This window comes from Microvirga sp. 17 mud 1-3 (genome assembly GCF_003151255.1).
Taxonomy (GTDB): Bacteria; Pseudomonadota; Alphaproteobacteria; order Rhizobiales; family Beijerinckiaceae; genus Microvirga.
This window is the reverse complement of the sequence record NZ_CP029481.1, coordinates 1237600-1256065: the sequence shown is the minus strand read 5'-3', so window position 1 is coordinate 1256065 and position 18466 is coordinate 1237600. Positions and strand designations below refer to the sequence as shown.

Genomic DNA, 18466 nt, shown 5'->3' with positions numbered 1-18466 from the left:
GATTGCCGCGATGACCGAAGCGAAAGGATACGGCGCCCCTCACGCCTACAACGCGCCGCTTGGGACGGAGACCTTCGTCTTCGCGGATGACGGCATCATCCCCAACAACGCCCTGCCGCTGATCGTGCGGCGGGGCGCCATTTCGCCCTCCGCGGACAATCCGGCCAAAGCCTTCGAGACCACCTTCCGCCGGAACGGCTGGACCAATTCCTGGCGCAACGGCATCTTCGACTACCATCATTACCATTCCACCTCCCATGAGGTGCTGGGCATCGCAGCAGGCTCCGCACGCGTCCGCTTTGGCGGCGAGAGCGGGGAGATCGTCGCCCTCACGGCCGGAGACGTGGTGGTTATCCCGGCCGGGGTCGGTCATGCGCTGATCGATGGCGGCGATGGGCTCCTCGTCGTCGGCGCCTACCCGAACGGCAACGACTACGACACCCTTCGCGGCGATCCGAACGCGGCCGCCGAGGCCCGCCGGCGCATCGCCCAGGTGCCACTGCCGGACATGGACCCGGTGGACGGAGCCGACGGTCCGCTGACGAAGCTGTGGACCGAGAGCCGCTGACGCCCCGATTCCGAAAGTCCATTCCACTTTTCGGGCCGATGCTCTAGGACTCCCGTCATGAACTGGCGGGATTACTGGAACCAGGACACGCCGATCTATGCCAGCGAGCGCCATAAGCTCCTGCATTATCGGCTCGTGGCCAATGAGATCATCGGCCTGATCACCTCGCCCGAGGCGCGGGTGCTGGATCATGGCTGCGGCGAGGCCCTGTTCGCAGACCGGGTCGCGGCCCGCTGCGGCCACCTCTTCCTGTGCGACGGCGCCCCGCTGGTGCGCGACAGGCTCCGGGAGCGGCTTGGTGCCAACCCGAAGGTGACGATTCTGGCCCCCGAGGATCTTCCCGACGTAGAGGATGCCTCCCTCGACCTGATCGTGGTCAATTCGCTCCTGCAATACCTCTCCCTGGACGACCTGCGCGCGCTGCTGCGGCTCTGGCGCGGCAAGCTCAAGGACACGGGACGGCTGGTGCTTGCCGACGTGATTCCTCCGGATGTGAGCCCCGCCACCGACGCGAAGGCGCTCCTCTCCTTCGCCTGGCAGGGAGGGTTCCTGACCGCCGCCCTGCGCGGCCTCGCCCGTACGGCCCTCTCGGACTACCGGAAGATCCGCGACGAGATCGGCCTGTCGCATTACGGCGAGGCCGAGATGATCGAGATCCTGAGCGAGGCGGGCTTCCGCACCGACCGGGCGGAGCGCAATCTCGGGCACAACCCGGCACGCATGACGTTCGTGGCGCGGATTGCGTCAGCTGCTGGCCAGCATAGCTTCAACCGCGAATAATTGATCGCAGCAATGAGAGATACCAAAACCCGTCTCCTACTGCATATTGTTATGTTATAAAGAATGAAATAATTTGGTTCCCCACTTTTACATAGTGGCGCACAGGGACAGCAATGGCGACGAAAACAATAACAGCCGATCAAGTGCCGGGAAACACTTTCATTGGCAACGGCACTGAAACTCTTAATCTCCTAGGAGGCAGCGGATCATATTTTGATTTCACTAAGGCAACGCTCAGCGGCTACCCAACGATTACGGCACAAAGCAGTGCCAATGTCATCCTGACGAGCAGCCAATTTGATAGTATTTCCTCATTTCATGGAACTTGGTATACATATCTTCAAGTCACTGGTGATACTATTGATCTACGAGGGAAGACAATTGTAGAGACGTGGCCAATAAAAACGTCTCCAGGCGTAACGGTTTATACTAACAATCCATCTTCATTTGCTTACACAGATGCATTTTCTAACAAGTCGGATACTTTACGTTATTTTGGAACACTTACCCAAGAGAACCGGACTAAGGCGCATCTGTCAGGTTACGACAAAGTTATAGATGACACTGGGATCGAAACGATAAATCCAGCTCCTGTTCTTTCCAATTTTTCCGACGAGCACAAGCTCGTCCCCCCAAATCAAACAGCGTACCTTGATTCCGGAAACAACGCTCATGTATCGGATGACCAAGGCACTATCAGACAGATTCGTGTTCAAACATCTAGTCAAATTGACAAGCTTCGATTTCTACCCAGCGATCGCATGGAATTTATAAAAGGTAATTCCGATGGATATCAGATTTACTGGGATGGAAAGGAAATAGGAAATTTTTCAGAGCTATCCTATGACCGCGCACATTCAAATCTATTCTTTGGATTCAATAACGATGCACCTCCAGAAGCTGCCGACTATATTCTGCAGCATGTAGAGATTGTTCGCGGTCCGAATTCTATTTACAACGATGAAGTCAATGTTTGGGTAGTAGATAAGGGAGGACAAACAAGCAACGTCTCAATAGTTATTGAAGCCATAAATGGACCACAAAGCGGCGATGTTCCACCTAGCGGGAATCATACACCTACTTCACCGTCTCTTTCCAACCATAGGATAAATGAGTCTACCTTTCCCGGGTCCGTAATCGGTACTATCAGTGCTGCTGACTCGGATAGCGACAAACTGAGCTTTAGCCTCACCGACAACTACGGTGGCTTATTCCGCATCGAGGGTGACCGACTTATTCTCAATGGTCGGTTAGATTTTGAGCAGCAATCCTCGTATATGATCGAAATATCAGCTCGCGACGGCCGTGGCGGATATAGCAAAACATCAATCATTTTGGAAGTAACAGACGTAATTGGTGAGTTTATATTCGGATATAATTCTTCCGACAAGCTTATGGGAGGCATTGGAAATGATAAGCTATTGGGGAATTCTGGAAATGATTTATTGAATGGAGGTGCAAATGAGGATCAGCTCTATGGCGGGTTGGGCAAGGATGTGCTGACCGGCGGGGCGGGCAAGGACATTTTCGTGTTCAACACCAAGCCCAGCAAGGCCAATATGGACAAGATCACGGACTTTTCCGTGAAGGACGACACGATCTGGCTCGACAATAAGTACATGGCCAAGCTCGGCAAGGGCACGGAGACAAAGCCGGGTAAGCTCAACAAGGGCTTCTTCACCCTCGGCTCCAAGGCCAAGGACAAGAACGATTACCTGATCTACGACAACAAGAAGGGCGTGCTTTTCTATGATTCCGATGGCTCGGGCAGTCACAAGGCAGTCGAGATTGCCACGCTGAAGAAGGGCCTCAAGATGACCTATCACGACTTCATGGTCATCTGACGATATGCCTGCCTGGAAGGGCTTTCACGCAAACGTCCACGCCTTGTGGGCCAGGAAGCTCCAGAGCATGACGATGCCGGTGGTGACGAGCTGGGCGGCCAGATAGGGGGCGCCCAGCCGGACCGTGAAGAGATACATGAAGCCCCAGGTCAGCAGGAAGCCCACGAGGGCCACCAGGGCGAAGCGCCAGGTGGCCTCCCGGTGGGGGCGGCTGCTCTCGTAGGTGTGTTTCCGGTTGAGGACGTATGACACGAGCCCGCCGGCGATGTAGCCGGCGAGCGTCGCCGGCACCGGATGGCTTCCAAGGCCCTCTACCAGGCCGATCAGGAGCCCGTAATGCACGACGGCCGCCGCCACGCCGACGCCGAAGAAGGCGACGAACTGGCGGGCAAGGCGATGAACGGACAAGGTTTTCACCCCCTCCCCTTACCGTCTCCCGGTCGCCGGGTCACGCCCGACAATGTCACCCCGGTCATTCCCGGGACGTGCGGCGCTACTCTCCTCCCGCGGATCTCGGGTGTTCCCGAGATCCGCTCCCCACCGCAAGTCGGGAACACCCGACTTGCGGTGGGAAGGGAATTCCGTCGCGCCACGCCTCTGTCGTGGGCGATCCCTCGGTGGCCCATCCCCCTCTTCCTGCCGGAGAGAGGCGGAAGGCAGCACAGCGACTCCTGTTCGTTCCTTGACCTTGCCCCTTTCTTTACGGGGGAAGGCCGTGTAAGAGCCTCTCTCAACCTTCAATCCGACACCATGCCAGCTGCGCTCGAAGCGCCGTACCTTACGGCCGCGCGGCTGGATACGCCTGGGTGGCCCAATGCCGAAACGGACAGACATCTCCTCCATCCTCATCATCGGCGCCGGCCCGATCATCATCGGGCAGGCCTGTGAGTTCGATTACTCGGGGACACAGGCCTGCAAGGCCCTGAAGGAGGAAGGCTACCGAATCGTCCTGGTGAACTCGAACCCGGCGACGATCATGACCGATCCGGACCTGGCAGACGCCACCTATGTGGAGCCGATCACCCCCGAGATCGTCGCCAAGATCATCGAGAAGGAGCGCCCCGACGCCCTGCTGCCGACCATGGGCGGCCAGACCGCGCTGAACTGTGCCCTCTCGCTCAAGAAGATGGGCGTGCTCGACAAGTTCGGCGTCGAGATGATCGGCGCCACGGCCGAGGCCATCGACAAGGCGGAGGACCGCCAGCTCTTCCGCGAGGCCATGACCAAAATCGGCCTCGACACCCCGAAATCGCGCCTCGCCAACGCCTCCGCCCTCAAGAAGGCCGACCGGGACGCCTATCTGGCCGAGCTCGCGCGCCTTGAGGCCCTCGACATCCATCCGGGCGATAAGAAGCGGATGGTCGCGGCCTATGAGCTCAAGTGGAATGCTGCCGAGAACGACCGGCGCAAGCGCTACCAGGAGCACGCCATGGGCGAAGCGCTCCTCGCGCTGGCCGAGGTCGGCCTGCCGGCCATCATCCGCCCCTCCTTCACCATGGGCGGCACGGGCGGCGGCATCGCCTATAACCGGGATGAATTCCTCGACATCGTGGAGCGCGGCCTCGATGCCTCGCCCACCAACGAAGTTCTGATCGAGGAGAGCGTGCTCGGCTGGAAGGAGTACGAGATGGAGGTCGTCCGCGACAAGGCGGATAACTGCATCATCGTCTGCTCCATCGAGAACATCGACCCGATGGGTGTCCATACGGGCGATTCCATCACGGTCGCCCCTGCCCTCACGCTGACTGACAAGGAATACCAGATCATGCGCGACGCCTCGCTGGCGGTCCTGCGCGAGATCGGCGTCGAGACCGGCGGGTCGAACGTGCAGTTCGCGGTCAACCCGCAGAACGGCCGCATGATCGTGATCGAGATGAACCCGCGCGTGTCGCGCTCCTCGGCGCTGGCCTCCAAGGCCACGGGCTTCCCCATCGCCAAGGTGGCGGCCAAGCTCGCGGTCGGCTACACGATGGACGAGATCGCCAACGACATCACGGGCGGCGTGACCCCGGCCTCCTTCGAGCCGACCATCGACTACGTGGTCACCAAGATCCCACGCTTCGCCTTCGAGAAATTCCCCGGTGCCGAGCCGACGCTCACCACCGCCATGAAGTCGGTGGGCGAGGCCATGGCTATCGGCCGCACCCTGCCCGAATCCCTCCAGAAGGCGCTGCGGTCGCTAGAGACCGGCCTCACGGGCCTCGACGAGATCGAGATCGAGGGGCTCGGCAAGGGCGACGACAAGAACGCCATCAAGGCGGCGCTCGGCACCCCGACGCCGGACCGGCTCCTCAAGGTCGCCCAGGCCCTGCGCCTCGGGGTCAGCCACGACGAAGTGTACGAGAGCTGCAAGATCGACCGCTGGTTCCTGGAGCAGCTCCAGGCCATCGTGGATCTGGAAGCCAAGGTGAAGGCCCACGGCCTGCCGCAGACCCCCGGCGCCTTCCGCCACCTCAAGGCCATGGGCTTCTCGGATGCCCGCCTCGCGGTGCTCGCCGGAAAGTCCGAGGCCGAGGTGCGGACCTTGCGCCGCTCGCTCGCCGTGCGCCCGGTCTTCAAGCGCATCGATACCTGCGCGGCCGAATTCGCCTCGCCCACCGCCTACATGTACTCGACCTATGCGGCGCCCTTCGCGGGCCAGCCGGCCGACGAGGCCAACCCCTCGGACCGGAAGAAGGTCATCATCCTCGGCGGCGGCCCGAACCGGATCGGCCAGGGCATCGAGTTCGATTATTGCTGCTGCCATGCCTGCTTCGCCCTCAAGGACGCGGGCTATGAGACCATCATGGTCAACTGCAACCCGGAGACGGTCTCGACCGACTACGACACGTCCGACCGGCTCTATTTCGAGCCCCTGACCCAAGAGGACGTGCTCGAGATCATCGAGACCGAGCGCCAGAAGGGCACGCTCCACGGGGTCATCGTCCAGTTCGGCGGCCAGACGCCCCTGAAGCTCGCCCGCGCCCTGGAGGAGGCGGACGTGCCGATCCTCGGCACCTCGCCGGACGCCATCGACCTCGCGGAGGACCGGGACCGGTTCAAGCGCCTGCTCGACAAGCTCCACCTCAAGCAACCCAAGAACGGCATCGCCTATTCGGTGGAGCAGAGCCGGCTGATCGCGGCCGATCTCGGCCTGCCCTTCGTGGTGCGCCCGTCCTACGTGCTCGGCGGCCGCGCCATGGCGATCATCCGCGACGAGGCGCAGTTCGAGGATTATCTGCTGGGCACCCTGCCGAGCCTGATCCCGTCCGACATCAAGGCGCGCTACCCCAACGACAAGACCGGGCAGATCAACACGGTCCTGGGCAAGAACCCGCTCCTCTTCGACCGCTATCTGTCGGATGCCATCGAGGTGGACGTAGACTGCCTCTGCGACGGCCGGGATACCTTCATCGCCGGCATCATGGAGCACATCGAGGAGGCGGGCATCCATTCGGGCGATTCCGCCTGCTCCCTGCCGCCTCGTTCGCTCGCGCCTGAGATCATCGCCGAGCTGGAGCGCCAGACCAAGGCCCTGGCGCTCGCCCTCGACGTGGGCGGCCTGATGAACGTGCAATACGCCATCAAGGACGGCGAGATCTACGTGCTGGAGGTCAACCCGCGCGCCTCGCGGACGGTGCCCTTCGTGGCCAAGGTCATCGGCGAGCCCATCGCCAAGATCGCGGCCCGGATCATGGCCGGCGAGAGCCTGGACACGTTCGGGCTCACCCCGAAGGAACTGCCCCATATCGGCGTCAAGGAAGCGGTGTTCCCGTTCGCGCGCTTCCCGGGCGTGGACGTGCTGCTGGGGCCCGAGATGCGCTCCACCGGCGAGGTCATCGGCCTCGACCGGGGCTTCGGTGTGGCCTTTGCCAAGAGCCAGCTCGGCGCAGGCAGCCAGGTTCCGAAGACCGGGACCGTGTTCGTGTCGGTGCGCGACTCGGACAAGTCGCGCATCCTGCCGACGGTCCTGATGCTCCAGGAGATCGGTTTCCAGGTGGTTGCGACCGGCGGCACCCAGAAATTCCTTGAGGAAAACGGCGTCAAGGCGACGCGGATCAACAAGGTGCTGGAGGGCCGTCCGCACGTGGTGGACGCCATCAAGAACGGCGATATCCAGCTGGTCTTCAACACCACCGAGGGGGCCGGCGCTCTCTCGGATTCCCGCAGCCTCCGACAGGCTGCCCTCTTGCATAAGGTGCCCTACTACACCACTCTTGCAGGAGCGATCGCGGCGGCCGAGGGCATCAAAGCCTATCTCGGCGGCGATCTCGAGGTCCGGGCACTCCAGGATTACTTCGCCTGACGCCCGGGCGACAATCTGAACTGCGAAGCTTCACGGAAGTTTTCGTTGATGAGCGAGGGCGTCGGCAACGGCGGCCTCGCACCTCTTTTTAGACGAGACGAATGATGGACAAGGTCCCTCTGACGATCAAGGGTTTTGCGGCGCTCGAGGAAGAGCTCAAGCACCGGCAGCAGGTCGAACGCCCCCGGATCATCCAGGCGATTGCGGAGGCCCGCGCGCTGGGCGATCTGTCGGAGAACGCCGAATACCATGCCGCCAAGGAGGCCCAATCCCTCAACGAGGGCCGGATTCTGGAGCTGGAGAGCCTGATTTCCCGAGCGGAAGTCATTGACATCGCCAAGCTCTCGGGCGACCGGATCAAGTTCGGCGCCACGGTGAAGCTGGTGGACGAGGATACGGAAGAGGAAAAGACGTATCAGATCGTCGGCGATCCGGAGGCCGACGTGCGCTCGGGCCGGGTCTCGATCTCGTCCCCCATTGCCCGCGCCCTCATGGGCAAGACCGTGGGCGACACCGTGGAGGTCACGACCCCCGGCGGCGGAAAATCCTACGAGGTCGTGGGCGTCCGGTTCGGCTGACCCATATGAAGGGGAGTGTGAAACGGGAAACGCCTCCATGCTCCCCCTCTCCCGCCGTTCCCTTCTGATCGGACTGGCCGGAATGGCCCTGGGCAGTGCCACGGCGCCCGCCCGGGCCCAACTCTTCAGGTCTACCCAGCCCTTCCCGCAATATTTCTCCTCCTTTGCCGTGGATGTGAGCGTTCTGCGGGCGAAGCAGCTTGGCCCCTTCGCGGATCTCATCGCGGCGGCGGCTCTCGACCAGCTCCGCATCTCCTTCGCGGATCGCATCGACCCGCGTGGACCCCGTCTCGTGGTCCGCCTGACCGGCCTCTTCCTGACCCCCTCCCCCGGTGGCGGGGGCGAGCATTGGCGGAACGGCGGGGGCGGTGGCGGAGGCGGAACGGATTCCCTCGACGGCGAGGCACTCGCCCTGGGCCCGAAGGGCGAGATCCTGGCCCGGCACCCTCAGCTCGCGGTCCTTCAGGTCAACCGGAGCATCGTCGACCCGGACGAGCCGGGCCGCGCGATCGAGATCGCCCGCAACTACGTGCTCTGGCTGCGGCGGCAGCTGATCAGCTAACGGCGGCACCGTGGAGCATCATCCCCCGGGATATCCTCCTGAGCGGATGGAACATCGTTCCGCCTGGACCGTTGATCGCCTGATATAGCCAAGCTCTTCCGGGAGATCCGTCATGCTTCGCACCGCCTCACTCGCCGCAGCCCTGGTGCTGGTCGCCTCGACCGGCATCGGGGAGGCACAGGCCCAGAGCCGGGTCCGGGCCGGGGTCCTGACCTGTAACGTGTCGGGCGGGATCGGCCTGATCCTGACATCTCAGAAGAGCACCGCCTGCACGTTCCGCCCCCGCCGCGGGCCGGCAGAGCACTATGTGGGCGTCATTCGCAAGTTCGGCCTGGACGTGGGCGCCACCGGGCGCGGGGTCATCACCTGGGCAGTCTTCGCTCAAGGCCGGCCAGTGCGCGGCTCCCTGGCAGGCAGCTATGTGGGCGCGACCGCCGAGGCCACCGTCGGCGCCGGTCTCGGCGCCAATGTCCTGGTCGGCGGGTCCAACCGCTCCATCGCGCTTCAGCCCGTGTCGGTCAGCGGCCAGACCGGCCTGAACTTCGCCCTCGGGGTCGGCGACCTGGAGCTCCGCTCGGCGCGATAATCCGTCTCCATCCCCCTTCCCTCGGCCGGGTTTCAAGCCCGGCCGTTGCCGTTCCTGGAATGGCTCACTTCGGCCGCTTTCCGGAAAAGTCCTTGCCAATGGCGACGGACAGGCAGAGCATCCTTCCCGACGCGGCCGGCAAGAGCGCGCTGATGGGGGCAGGAAGGAGACTCTCATGGCACCCAACGGCAGAGGATCGAAGGGCCCGCGATGCATCGCCATCGTCGGCCCGTTCCAGAGCGGCAAGACAACTCTCCTCGAAGCGATCCTGGAGCGAACCGGCACGATCGGGCGATCGGGCCAGGTAACCAATGGTGACAGCGTCGGCGATGCGAGCCCGGAGGCCCGCGCCCACGCCATGAGCGTCGAGCCCAACGTCGCGACCGCGACCTTCCTCGGCGAGACCATGACCTTCGTGGATTGCCCCGGCTCCACCGAGTTCCTGCACGAAATGCGTAATGTCGTCCCGGCCTGCGATGCGGCGATCGTCGTCTGCGAGGCGGACGAGCGCAAGATTCCAGCCCTCGAAGTCATCCTGCGCGAGCTCGAGGAAGCGGACATTCCGCGTTTCTTGTTCATCAACAAGATCGACACCGCGACCCGGCGGATCCGCGAGACCCTCGCGCTGCTCCAGCGGGCTTCTCGCACGCCCCTGCTGCTGCGCCAGATCCCGATCTGGAAGGACGGCATTGCGGTCGGCTTCATCGACCTCGCCCTCGAGCGCGCCTTCATCTACCGCGAGCACGCCCCGAGCGAGGTGGTCGACATGCCGGGCGGCGAGGCTCCGCGCGAGCGCGAGGCGCGCTTCGCCATGCTGGAGCGTCTGGCGGATTACGACGACGCTCTGATGGAGGACCTGATCTCCGAGATCGAGCCCCCGCGGGACCGGGTGTTCGACGATTTGGCCCGGGAGCTGAGAGACCAGCATGTGGTGCCGGCCTTCATCGGCTCGGCCGAGCGCGGCAACGGGGTGACGCGCCTCCTCAAGGCCCTGCGCCACGAAGCTCCCGGCCTCGAACAGACCCGCGCCCGACTCGGCGTACCCGACGAGGGAGCGCCCCTCGCCCAGATCATGAAGACCCTCCATCTCGGTCAGGGCGGGAAACTGTCCGTCGCCCGGGTGCTGCGCGGCGAATTCCATGAGGGCGACACGGTGATCGGCTCCCGGGGCGGCGAGGCCCGCATCGGCAGCCTCCTGACCCTCGTGGGGACGGCCTCGACCCGAAAGGACACGGCCTCGGTCGGCGAGACGCTCGGCTTCGGGCGGCTGGAGGATCTGGCGACGGCGGATTGCTTCAGCACTGGCAAGACCCGTCCGGACGCGATCCTGTCCACCGCACCGCCGGAGCCCGTCTACGCCCTCGCGATCCGGGTGAAGGACCGCAAGGACGACGTGCGCCTCACCGGCGCCCTCGCCAAGATCGCCGAGGAGGATCCCTCCCTCGTCGTCGACAGCCGCCCCGAGATCGGGGAGATCCGGCTCCTCGGCCAGGGCGAGATGCATCTGCGGGTCGCGGTCGAGAAGCTCGCATCCCGGTTCCAGGTCGGCGTCGAGACGTCCAGGCCCCGGATCTCCTATTGCGAGACGATCCGCGCGCCCGCAGCGGCACGGGGCCGGCACCGCAAGCAGACCGGCGGCCATGGCCAGTTCGGCGACGTGATGATCGAGATCCGGCCGCTTCCCCGCGGTGAGGGCTTCGCCTTCCAGGACAAGATCACCGGCGGCGTGGTGCCGCGCCAATACATCCCCTCTGTGGAAACGGGCGCGCGCGACGCCGTCCGGTGCGGCCCCCTCGGCTTCCCGGTGGTGGATCTCGCCGTGACGCTGACGGACGGCTCGTACCATACGGTCGATTCCTCCGACGCCGCCTTCCAGGCCGCCGCGAAGCTCGCCTTGGCGGAGGCCTTGCCGAAGGCGAAGCCCGTGCTGTTGGAGCCCGTGCTGTCGGTGGAGATCGCGATCCCGAGCGAGGCACTGTCCAAGGCGACGGGCCTCGTCACGTCCCGCCGGGGTCAGATCCTTGGCTACGACGCAAGGCCCGGCTGGTCGGGCTGGGACGTGATCAGCGCGACGATCCCCGAAGCCGAGATCGGGGACCTCATCGTGGAGCTCCGCTCCGCCACAGCGGGCGTCGGCACCTTCTCGACCCGGTTCGATCACATGGCGGAGCTCAGCGGGCGCCCGGCCGAGCTCGTCATGCAGAAGACGCATTAGCCGCGAGACGCGGATGGCCGGCCTCGCGCTGGCCATCCGTCAGACGCACCAGAATTCGGACGCCTCCGTCGGAAGGGCCGCAAGGGCTCGCTCGAAGGCCGGGCCGTCGACATTCTTCCGCAAGGCCACCGCCACGTCCCGGATCGCCGTGTCGGGCGAGAAATTGTGGTCCCGACGCAGGGCCTGGACCTCGCGGGTCATGATGACCCTATCCTCGAACGGACGCTTCGGCTCGTCGAGATCCCAGTCGCTCACGAAGATCGCCCGCAGGATGGGCGGGAGCACATCGGCGAAGGCCAGGGCCTCCCTCACGTCGAGACGGCGGCGGAAGGTCTGGAGGACGCCCTGCACCATCGTGAAGACCTGGTTGCGGGTCGCAAGGCCGGACTGCTCCTTCGCATCGCGCAGGAAGCGCTCGAAATCCTCCGACGCGTGCTGAAGCTCCATCGGGATGGTCATACGGATACCGCCCCCTATCTGGTGCGTTGCCGAACGTGGCCGTCGGCAGCGCATTCTGTCAACGCCTGTCTGGCCTTGCGACGGAAGGCGGGGCCCATCGACAAAGACCGCCGCTCACGCCAAGGTAAGCCCCAGGAGGGAGACGCCATCTCCCACGAAGCAACCGCACCATGCGGAGGAAAATAAATGAACGCCACGACCCCGGCGCCCGCCCCGGCAGGTGCCGATGCAGCCACCGCCATGCCCTGGCTGAAATCCTATCCGCCGAACGTTCCCGCGACCATCGACGAGGCGAAGGTCGGCTCTCTGGTCAATATGTTCCGCGACGCTGTCGCCCAGTACGGCTCGCGATATGCGGCGGACAGCTTTGGCAAGCGGATGACCTATGCGGAGCTCGGCAGCGCCGCCGAGGCGGTGGCTTCCTGGCTGCAGGGACAGGGTCTGCGCAAGGGCGACCGGGTCGCCATCATGATGCCGAACGTCATGGCCTACCCGGCCGTGCTCTTCGGAATCCTCATGGCCGGCGGCACGGTTGTGAACGTCAACCCTCTCTACACCGCCAGGGAATTCGCCCATCAGGCTGAGGACGCGGGCGCCCGGTTCCTGTTCGTGCTCGAGAATTTCGGATCGACCGTGCAGGAAGCGCTGTCGCATGTGCATATCGAGCGCATCGTGCTCGTCACGCCGGGCGACCTGCTCGGCCTCAAGGGAACGATCGTCAACTTCGTCTCGCGCTACGTGAAGAAGGGCGTGAAGCCGTTCTCGCTTCCGAAAGCCGTCGCTTTCAAGTCGGTCCTCTCGGAAGGGCGCGCACGACGGTTCGAGCCGGTTGCCGTCACGCCCGACGACAACGCCTTCCTGCAATATACAGGCGGCACCACGGGCGTCGCGAAGGGCGCCGTGCTGCTCCATCGCAACGTCGTGGCCAATGTGCTGCAATGCGAGGCGTGGATGCGCCCGTTCTTCGGCGAGCGTGATGACCACGTGATGGTGGCGGCCCTGCCGCTCTATCATATCTTCGGCCTGACGGTCTGCACCATGCTGGTGACGCGGATCGGCGGGTGTCAGCTGCTCATCACCAATCCGCGCGACATTGCGGGCTTCGTGAAGACGCTGCAGTCGCGGCGGATCACGCTCATGTCGGGCGTCAACACGCTCTACAACGCCCTGGCTCATGCGCCGGGAATCGAAAAGGTCGATTTCTCGCAGCTGGTCTTCGCCGTCGCCGGCGGCATGGCGACCCAGGCGGCGGTCGCCAAGAAGTGGAAAGAGGTGTCGGGCCGGCCCATCGTGGAAGGCTACGGCCTGTCGGAAACGTCCCCGGTGGTCTGCGTCAACCGGCTCGACATCGAGGAATTCACCGGCACCATCGGCTATCCGGTTCCGTCCACTCTCGTCTCCATCCGCTCCACGGACGGCGTGCCGGTTCCGTTCGGCGAGCGGGGCGAGCTTTGCGTGAAGGGTCCTCAGGTCATGGCCGGCTACTGGAAGCGGCCGGATGAGACCGCGAAGGTCATGACGCCCGACGGCTACTTCCGCACCGGCGACGTCGCCGTTCTCCAGCCCGACGGGCAGGTGAAGATCGTCGACCGGATGAAGGACATGATCCTTGTCTCTGGCTTCAACGTCTATCCGAACGAGGTGGAGGATACCCTCGCGCATCATCCCGGCGTCATGGAAGCGGCCGTCATCGGCCTGCCCGACGAGCATTCCGGCGAAGTCGTTGTTGCCTACGTGGTGCGTAAAGACCCCTCGCTCACGGCCGAGGAGTTGCGAAAGTTCGCCCGCGAGAACCTGACCGCCTACAAAGTGCCGCGCCGCATCGAGTTTCGCGAGACGCTGCCGAAATCCAATGTCGGCAAGGTCCTGCGGCGGATCCTCAAGGAGGATGAGCTGAAGGCGGAGTGAGAGCCGCCTCCCGGCATGCGGGCAAAAAAAAGCCGGGCACGAAGCCCGGCTAAAGTGAGGTCCGACAAATTGTCAAAACCTTCCAGAGGGAACGGCCGACACGGCAGCGCTGGGAGGAAGAAGCGGTGCCGCGTTGAAATCAGCCACTGCTCATATCGGCTGCAAAGCGCCCTTTTGCAATGCAGCATGCCTCATGAAAGGGCTGCACTAAGTGCATGGCTTGTGCCGTCAAGCTGACAGAATCGGCACAAGCCATTCAGCGTGGCCGGAAAATGGGGGCCTCGATCCGGCCACAAACCCGGGCGGACGCGATACGATCATGGCCGCGACAGGTTTTTCGCTAGAGCATCGTGCGGACCCAGAGGGCCGCGTCAGCGAAAAGTGGACCCGGTTTTCCGCCCCGAACGATGCTCCAGCCCAGAGAAGAAGCATCGGACCCAAAAGTGGGTCCACTTTTGGGTCCGATGCTGTAGACGCGACGGGCATGCAAATCCGAGCTGCCTCCTGCCAGGAGGCAGCTCGGATCGAAGCAGACGGGAGAGGCGTTACTCAGCCGCCTGGGCGTGCAGACGGGCGCCGCGGCTCATCAGCTTGTTGAGGGCACCGAGATAGGCTTGGGCCGACGCCACGAGCGTGTCCGGATCGGCGGCCCGGGAGGTGACGCTCCGGTCATCCGCCGAGAGGCGCACCGAGACCTCGGCCTGCGCGTCCGTGCCCTCGGTCACCGCATGGACCTGATAGAGCTCCAGCACGGCCTCATGGGGCACGAGAGCCTTGATGGCGTTGAAGGTGGCGTCTACCGGACCGTTGCCCTCCTGCTCCTCGGTGACGATGCGGTCGTCGACCTGGAGCTTCATGGTGGCGCGCTGCGGCCCACGGGTGCCGGCGACGATCGAGAGGGAGACCAGCTTGATGCGGTCATGCGCCATCGCGATCTTCTGGTCGACCAGCGCCTCGATATCCTCGTCGTAAACGTGCTTCTTCCGGTCGGCCAGATCCTTGAAGCGCTCGAAGGCGTCCTGGAACTGGTTGTCGGAGAGCTTGTAGCCCAGCTCCTCCAGCTTGTTGCGGAAAGCCGCGCGGCCGGAATGCTTGCCCATGACAAGGTTGGTCTTGGTGACGCCGACGCTCTCCGGCGTCATGATCTCGTAGGTCTGGGCGTGCTTGAGCATGCCGTCCTGGTGGATGCCGCTCTCGTGCGCGAAGGCGTTCCGGCCCACGATGGCCTTGTTGTACTGGACCGGGAACGAGGTCGCGGCGGAGGCGAGCTTCGAGGCCCGGGTCAGCATGGCGGACTCGATCCCCGTCTCGTAGGGCAGCACGTCGCCGCGGGTCTTGATCGCCATGACGATCTCTTCCAGCGCCGCATTGCCGGCTCGCTCGCCGATGCCGTTGATGGTGCACTCGATCTGGCGGACGCCGCCCTCCAGCGCCGCCAGCGAGTTCGCGACCGCCAGGCCCAGGTCGTTGTGGCAATGGGCCGAGAAGATCGCCTTGTCGGCATTGGGCACGCGCTCGCGCACCGCGCGGAACATGGCGCGGTATTCGTCGGGCGTCGCATAGCCCACTGTATCGGGCAGGTTGATGGTGGTGGCGCCGGCGCGGATCGCGGCCTCGACGCAGCGGCACAGATACTCGATGGAGGTGCGCGTGGCGTCCATGGCGGACCATTCCACATCCTCGACCAGGTTGCGGGCCTGGCCGACCGTCGTGGTGATGATCTCCAGAACCTCTTCCTCGGTCTTGCGCATCTGGTGCGCCAGGTGGATCGGCGAGGTGGATACGAAGGTGTGGATGCGCGGCCGGACCGCGTGGCGTACCGCCTCCCCGGCCCGAGCGATATCGGCCGAGATGGCGCGGGCGAGGCCCGCCACGGTCGCGCGCTTCACCTGCTTGGCGATCAGCGACACGGCCTCGAAATCGCCGTTCGACGCGATGGGGAAGCCGGCCTCGATGATGTCGACGCCCATGGAGTCGAGCAGCTCGGCCATTTCCAGCTTCTCTTCCAGCGTCATGGTGGCGCCGGGGCATTGCTCGCCGTCGCGCAGGGTGGTGTCGAAAATCAGAACGCGGTCCTTGGAGGAGCCGGCGGCGGGGGAAACGGTCATCACATTCATCCTTCTCGGGGCGAGCGGCACGGCGCTCTAGGTTGGTTCCTCATCACGAACCCCTGAGAGCCCAGGCGACAGCGCCCAGCCGACCCTCAGGGGCGACTAAGGAGAAGGAGACCAAGGAGGCGCGCGGAACCGGCCGCGAGAGCGGCACCCTTCGTTCCGGCGATGTGGGGGCCCATGGACATGGCGACCCATTCCTCCTGAATCCGCGTCGTCGCGGACGTGCCGTTTGTAGCGGTGCTCGCTGCCGATGGCAAGCGGTTGAAACAAACGAAACCTTCCTTGGGGCTTCCGCGCACGAATCCGTCCCGCTTGGCGCCTCGTCCTTCAGGGCGCCACCCTTGTCATTCCGGGACGGCCTTTGGCCGGGCCCGGAACCCATAACCGCTGACGGTGCAGAACAAAGCGCAGCGGTTCTCGCAACTCTTCATTCTGACACGCTGGTGGTTATGGGTTCCGGGCTCGCCTGCGGCGCCCCGGAATGACGGAGGAACGGTCCCGGAAGGGCGGCGGTATCCACGCCGGAATGGGCAGAGAGAATCCCCTTTCCGACGCAATGCTCTAGATTGGACGCGGAGCCTTAAGGCCAATCACAAGGGGAGTTCGTTTTGATGAAGAGTGTCATCCGTTCCGCCTGGCTTGCCGGCCTGGCGGCACTGCCGCTTGCCGCCTGCAACCAGACTGCCGCGCCCGTCCCGTCCGCCGGTTCGGTCAACGTGACCCCGTCGAGCTTCCGCATGCCCGACGGCGCCGGCTGTAAGGGCGAGATCGACCGCTACCGTGCCGTCATGGGGAACGACCTGGCCATGGGCCATGTGAACCAGTCGGTCTACAACCGGGTCGAGCGGGAAATGGATCAGGCGAGCGGCGCCTGTGCGGCCGGCCGCGACGCGGAGGCGATCCGCATGGTCAACGCGACCAAAGCCCGGTACGGCTATCGCTGAGGGCCGGATCAGCCGAGAAACTCCAGCGGAAGAAGGATTGCAGGTAGAGAGGCATCGTCTTCGGGTCGATGTCCTCTACCCCGCGGATGATGCGCACGTCGCTGAGCTCCGCCTGATCCTGCGCGGCGATGGTGGCGCGGATCCTCTCTGCGCCCTCCGCCGCCGGGACGCGTAAAGTGGCGTAGCGCATCAGGGCGACGGCCGGCCAGCGCTCGATGACGATCCATTCGTCCGATATGCCGTAGTCCGTTTCCGTGAGGCCCGTCTCTTCCGCGAGCTCCCGGGTCAGGCTCGTGGCAAGATCGACGGTGCCGTCGGCCCGCATGTCTGAGCGGTCCGGCGTCCCGGCCGGGAAATAGACGCGCCCCCCGTTCACCGTGTCGTGGCTCATGACGCCGCAGATGAAGGCCCCGTCCGCCCCGCGCAGGGCCGCCATGGCAAAGCCGTTCGCTACGGTCGGGTCCGGATGGCCCATGTCGATCCAGGCGACGAGATTGGCATAGTCGGTCTCGAAATAGGTGTTGCGGCCCAGTTCCGGCGTGACCGAGACGTCGCTCAGCATCAGCACCCGGCCGTTGAACATCTTGGGCTTGGCGGCAATGCGCCGCTGCCAGTTCTCGGCGATGGCCTCCCGGTTCTCCTCCGCCCAGCGCCATGTGAAGGGCTTGGCCGCGGCCTCGACCCGTGCCACGCGGGTGATGGTGAGTTCGCGCTTCATGCGAGGATTTCGCCGCGGCTCACGAGGACCGCGTGGCCGCCGATCTCCGCCGAGACCAGCGCGCCCTTCGCGATGATGAGCTGGAGCGCGATCTCGCTCGGGCGCCCCATTTCGACGCCCTGCTCAATCACGACGTTATGCTCCCCGTCGCCCAGGGGCTCACACTGCATCAGCGCCCCGGCGAAGGCCGCAGCCGCAGATCCGGTCGCCGGATCCTCCGAAACGCCCATTCCAGGACCGAACATCCGGGCCCGGAAGCGCAGGCCCTCCGCATCGGGCATGCGCGCATAGACATAGGCAGCCGGATGGTCGCTGTCCCCGAAGGCCCGGTCGAAGGCCTCGCCGTGCGGCTTCGCGCGGGCGAGCGCATCGAGGGACGCGACCGGAACGAGATCGTAGGCAACCCCCGCCGAGTGGCGGCTCGGCACGTGGCGCTCGAACCCGATCTCGGTCGGGTCGAGGCCGAGCGCCCAGGCGCAGTCGCTCGTCTCCTTGCCGTCGCCCCAGGCGAAGGGCAGGCGCGGAAGCTTGAACCGGGCCCGTCCCTCAGTCTCGCTTTCGATCTCGATCGCGCAGGGGACGATGCCGACCTTCTCCTTGAGGCCGAACGCGACCGCTCCGGGCTGGCCCTCCTGATCGAGGAGCGCGAGGAGGACGGCCGTGCCGACCGTGGGATGGCCCGCGAAGGGCAGTTCCCGCGCCGGCGTGAAGATGCGGATGTCAGCCCGCTGGCGCGGATCGCCGGGCGGCAGGACGAAGACCGTCTCGGACAGGTTGAACTCCCGGGCGATGGCCTGCATCGCGCCGTCGTCGAGCCCCTGCGCGTCGAGCACGACGGCGAGCGGGTTGCCCGCAAGGAGCTGACGCGTGAAGACGTCCAGGGTGACGAAGCGACGAGCCATCGG

15 protein-coding genes are annotated in these 18466 nt (G+C 64.5%); 10 read left to right on the top strand and 5 right to left on the bottom strand.

Features of this window, described 5'->3' with window-relative positions; genetic code table 11:
- Positions 1-10: 10 nt before the first annotated feature.
- The 3 genes from C4E04_RS05890 to C4E04_RS21615 all read left to right on the top strand — a co-directional run bounded on the left by C4E04_RS05890 (position 11) and on the right by C4E04_RS21615 (position 3192).
- Positions 11-568, top strand: coding sequence for a cupin domain-containing protein (locus C4E04_RS05890; RefSeq protein ID WP_109595857.1), 558 nt, complete (start codon positions 11-13; stop codon positions 566-568).
- Positions 569-625: 57 nt separating this feature from the next.
- The gene (locus tag C4E04_RS05885) at positions 626-1348 is read left to right on the top strand and encodes a class I SAM-dependent methyltransferase (protein WP_109595855.1); all 723 of its coding nucleotides are present in this window, start codon (positions 626-628) and stop codon (positions 1346-1348) included.
- Positions 1349-1461: 113 nt separating this feature from the next.
- Positions 1462-3192, top strand: coding sequence for a cadherin domain-containing protein (locus C4E04_RS21615; protein WP_109595853.1), 1731 nt, complete (start codon positions 1462-1464; stop codon positions 3190-3192).
- Positions 3193-3216: 24 nt separating this feature from the next.
- On the opposite strand, the gene C4E04_RS05875 is transcribed toward C4E04_RS21615, so the two are convergent.
- Complete coding sequence (locus C4E04_RS05875) at positions 3217-3609, bottom strand: GtrA family protein (RefSeq protein WP_245416247.1); 393 nt, start codon at positions 3607-3609, stop codon at positions 3217-3219.
- Between the two features lie 397 nt (positions 3610-4006).
- Here C4E04_RS05875 and carB point away from each other — a divergent pair, with 397 nt between their 5' ends.
- The 5 genes from carB (at position 4007) to C4E04_RS05850 (ending at position 11418) form a co-directional block, all read left to right on the top strand.
- Positions 4007-7477, top strand: a complete 3471-nt coding sequence (gene carB, locus C4E04_RS05870; protein ID WP_109595851.1) for a carbamoyl-phosphate synthase large subunit — start codon at positions 4007-4009, stop codon at positions 7475-7477.
- 104 nt (positions 7478-7581) lie between these two features.
- The gene (gene greA / locus C4E04_RS05865) at positions 7582-8055 is read left to right on the top strand and encodes a transcription elongation factor GreA (RefSeq protein ID WP_109595849.1); all 474 of its coding nucleotides are present in this window, start codon (positions 7582-7584) and stop codon (positions 8053-8055) included.
- A gap of 37 nt (positions 8056-8092) precedes the next feature.
- The gene (locus C4E04_RS05860; RefSeq protein ID WP_109595847.1) at positions 8093-8617 is read left to right on the top strand and encodes a hypothetical protein; all 525 of its coding nucleotides are present in this window, start codon (positions 8093-8095) and stop codon (positions 8615-8617) included.
- Between the two features lie 112 nt (positions 8618-8729).
- Entirely contained in the window at positions 8730-9203 is a 474-nt protein-coding gene (locus tag C4E04_RS05855; protein WP_109595845.1) for a DUF992 domain-containing protein, read from the top strand.
- A 175-nt stretch (positions 9204-9378) separates the two neighbouring features.
- Positions 9379-11418 (top strand): elongation factor G, encoded by a 2040-nt coding sequence (locus tag C4E04_RS05850; protein ID WP_109595843.1) that lies wholly within the window; start codon positions 9379-9381, stop codon positions 11416-11418.
- Positions 11419-11457: 39 nt separating this feature from the next.
- Here the strand turns inward: C4E04_RS05850 and C4E04_RS05845 are convergent, their stop codons facing one another.
- Positions 11458-11877 carry a DUF2267 domain-containing protein gene (locus tag C4E04_RS05845; protein ID WP_109595841.1) on the bottom strand — a complete coding sequence of 140 codons (420 nt, stop codon included), beginning with the start codon at positions 11875-11877 and terminating at the stop codon, positions 11458-11460.
- A 186-nt stretch (positions 11878-12063) separates the two neighbouring features.
- Here C4E04_RS05845 and C4E04_RS05840 point away from each other — a divergent pair, with 186 nt between their 5' ends.
- On the top strand, positions 12064-13785 hold the full coding sequence (locus tag C4E04_RS05840) for an AMP-binding protein (RefSeq protein WP_109595839.1): 1722 nt from the start codon (positions 12064-12066) through the stop codon (positions 13783-13785).
- Positions 13786-14330: 545 nt separating this feature from the next.
- On the opposite strand, the gene C4E04_RS05835 is transcribed toward C4E04_RS05840, so the two are convergent.
- Positions 14331-15893, bottom strand: coding sequence for a 2-isopropylmalate synthase (locus C4E04_RS05835; RefSeq protein ID WP_109600817.1), 1563 nt, complete (start codon positions 15891-15893; stop codon positions 14331-14333).
- Positions 15894-16510: 617 nt separating this feature from the next.
- On the opposite strand from C4E04_RS05835, the gene C4E04_RS05830 reads away from it, so the two are divergent.
- Positions 16511-16843, top strand: a complete 333-nt coding sequence (locus tag C4E04_RS05830) for a hypothetical protein (protein ID WP_109595837.1) — start codon at positions 16511-16513, stop codon at positions 16841-16843.
- On the opposite strand, the gene C4E04_RS05825 is transcribed toward C4E04_RS05830, so the two are convergent.
- Entirely contained in the window at positions 16809-17561 is a 753-nt protein-coding gene (locus tag C4E04_RS05825) for an NUDIX hydrolase (protein ID WP_109595835.1), read from the bottom strand. The genes C4E04_RS05830 and C4E04_RS05825 overlap by 35 nt on opposite strands.
- Complete coding sequence (locus C4E04_RS05820; RefSeq protein WP_109595833.1) at positions 17558-18463, bottom strand: PhzF family phenazine biosynthesis protein; 906 nt, start codon at positions 18461-18463, stop codon at positions 17558-17560. Before C4E04_RS05820 ends, C4E04_RS05825 begins: the two co-directional genes overlap by 4 nt.
- Between the last annotated feature and the right edge of the window lie 3 nt (positions 18464-18466).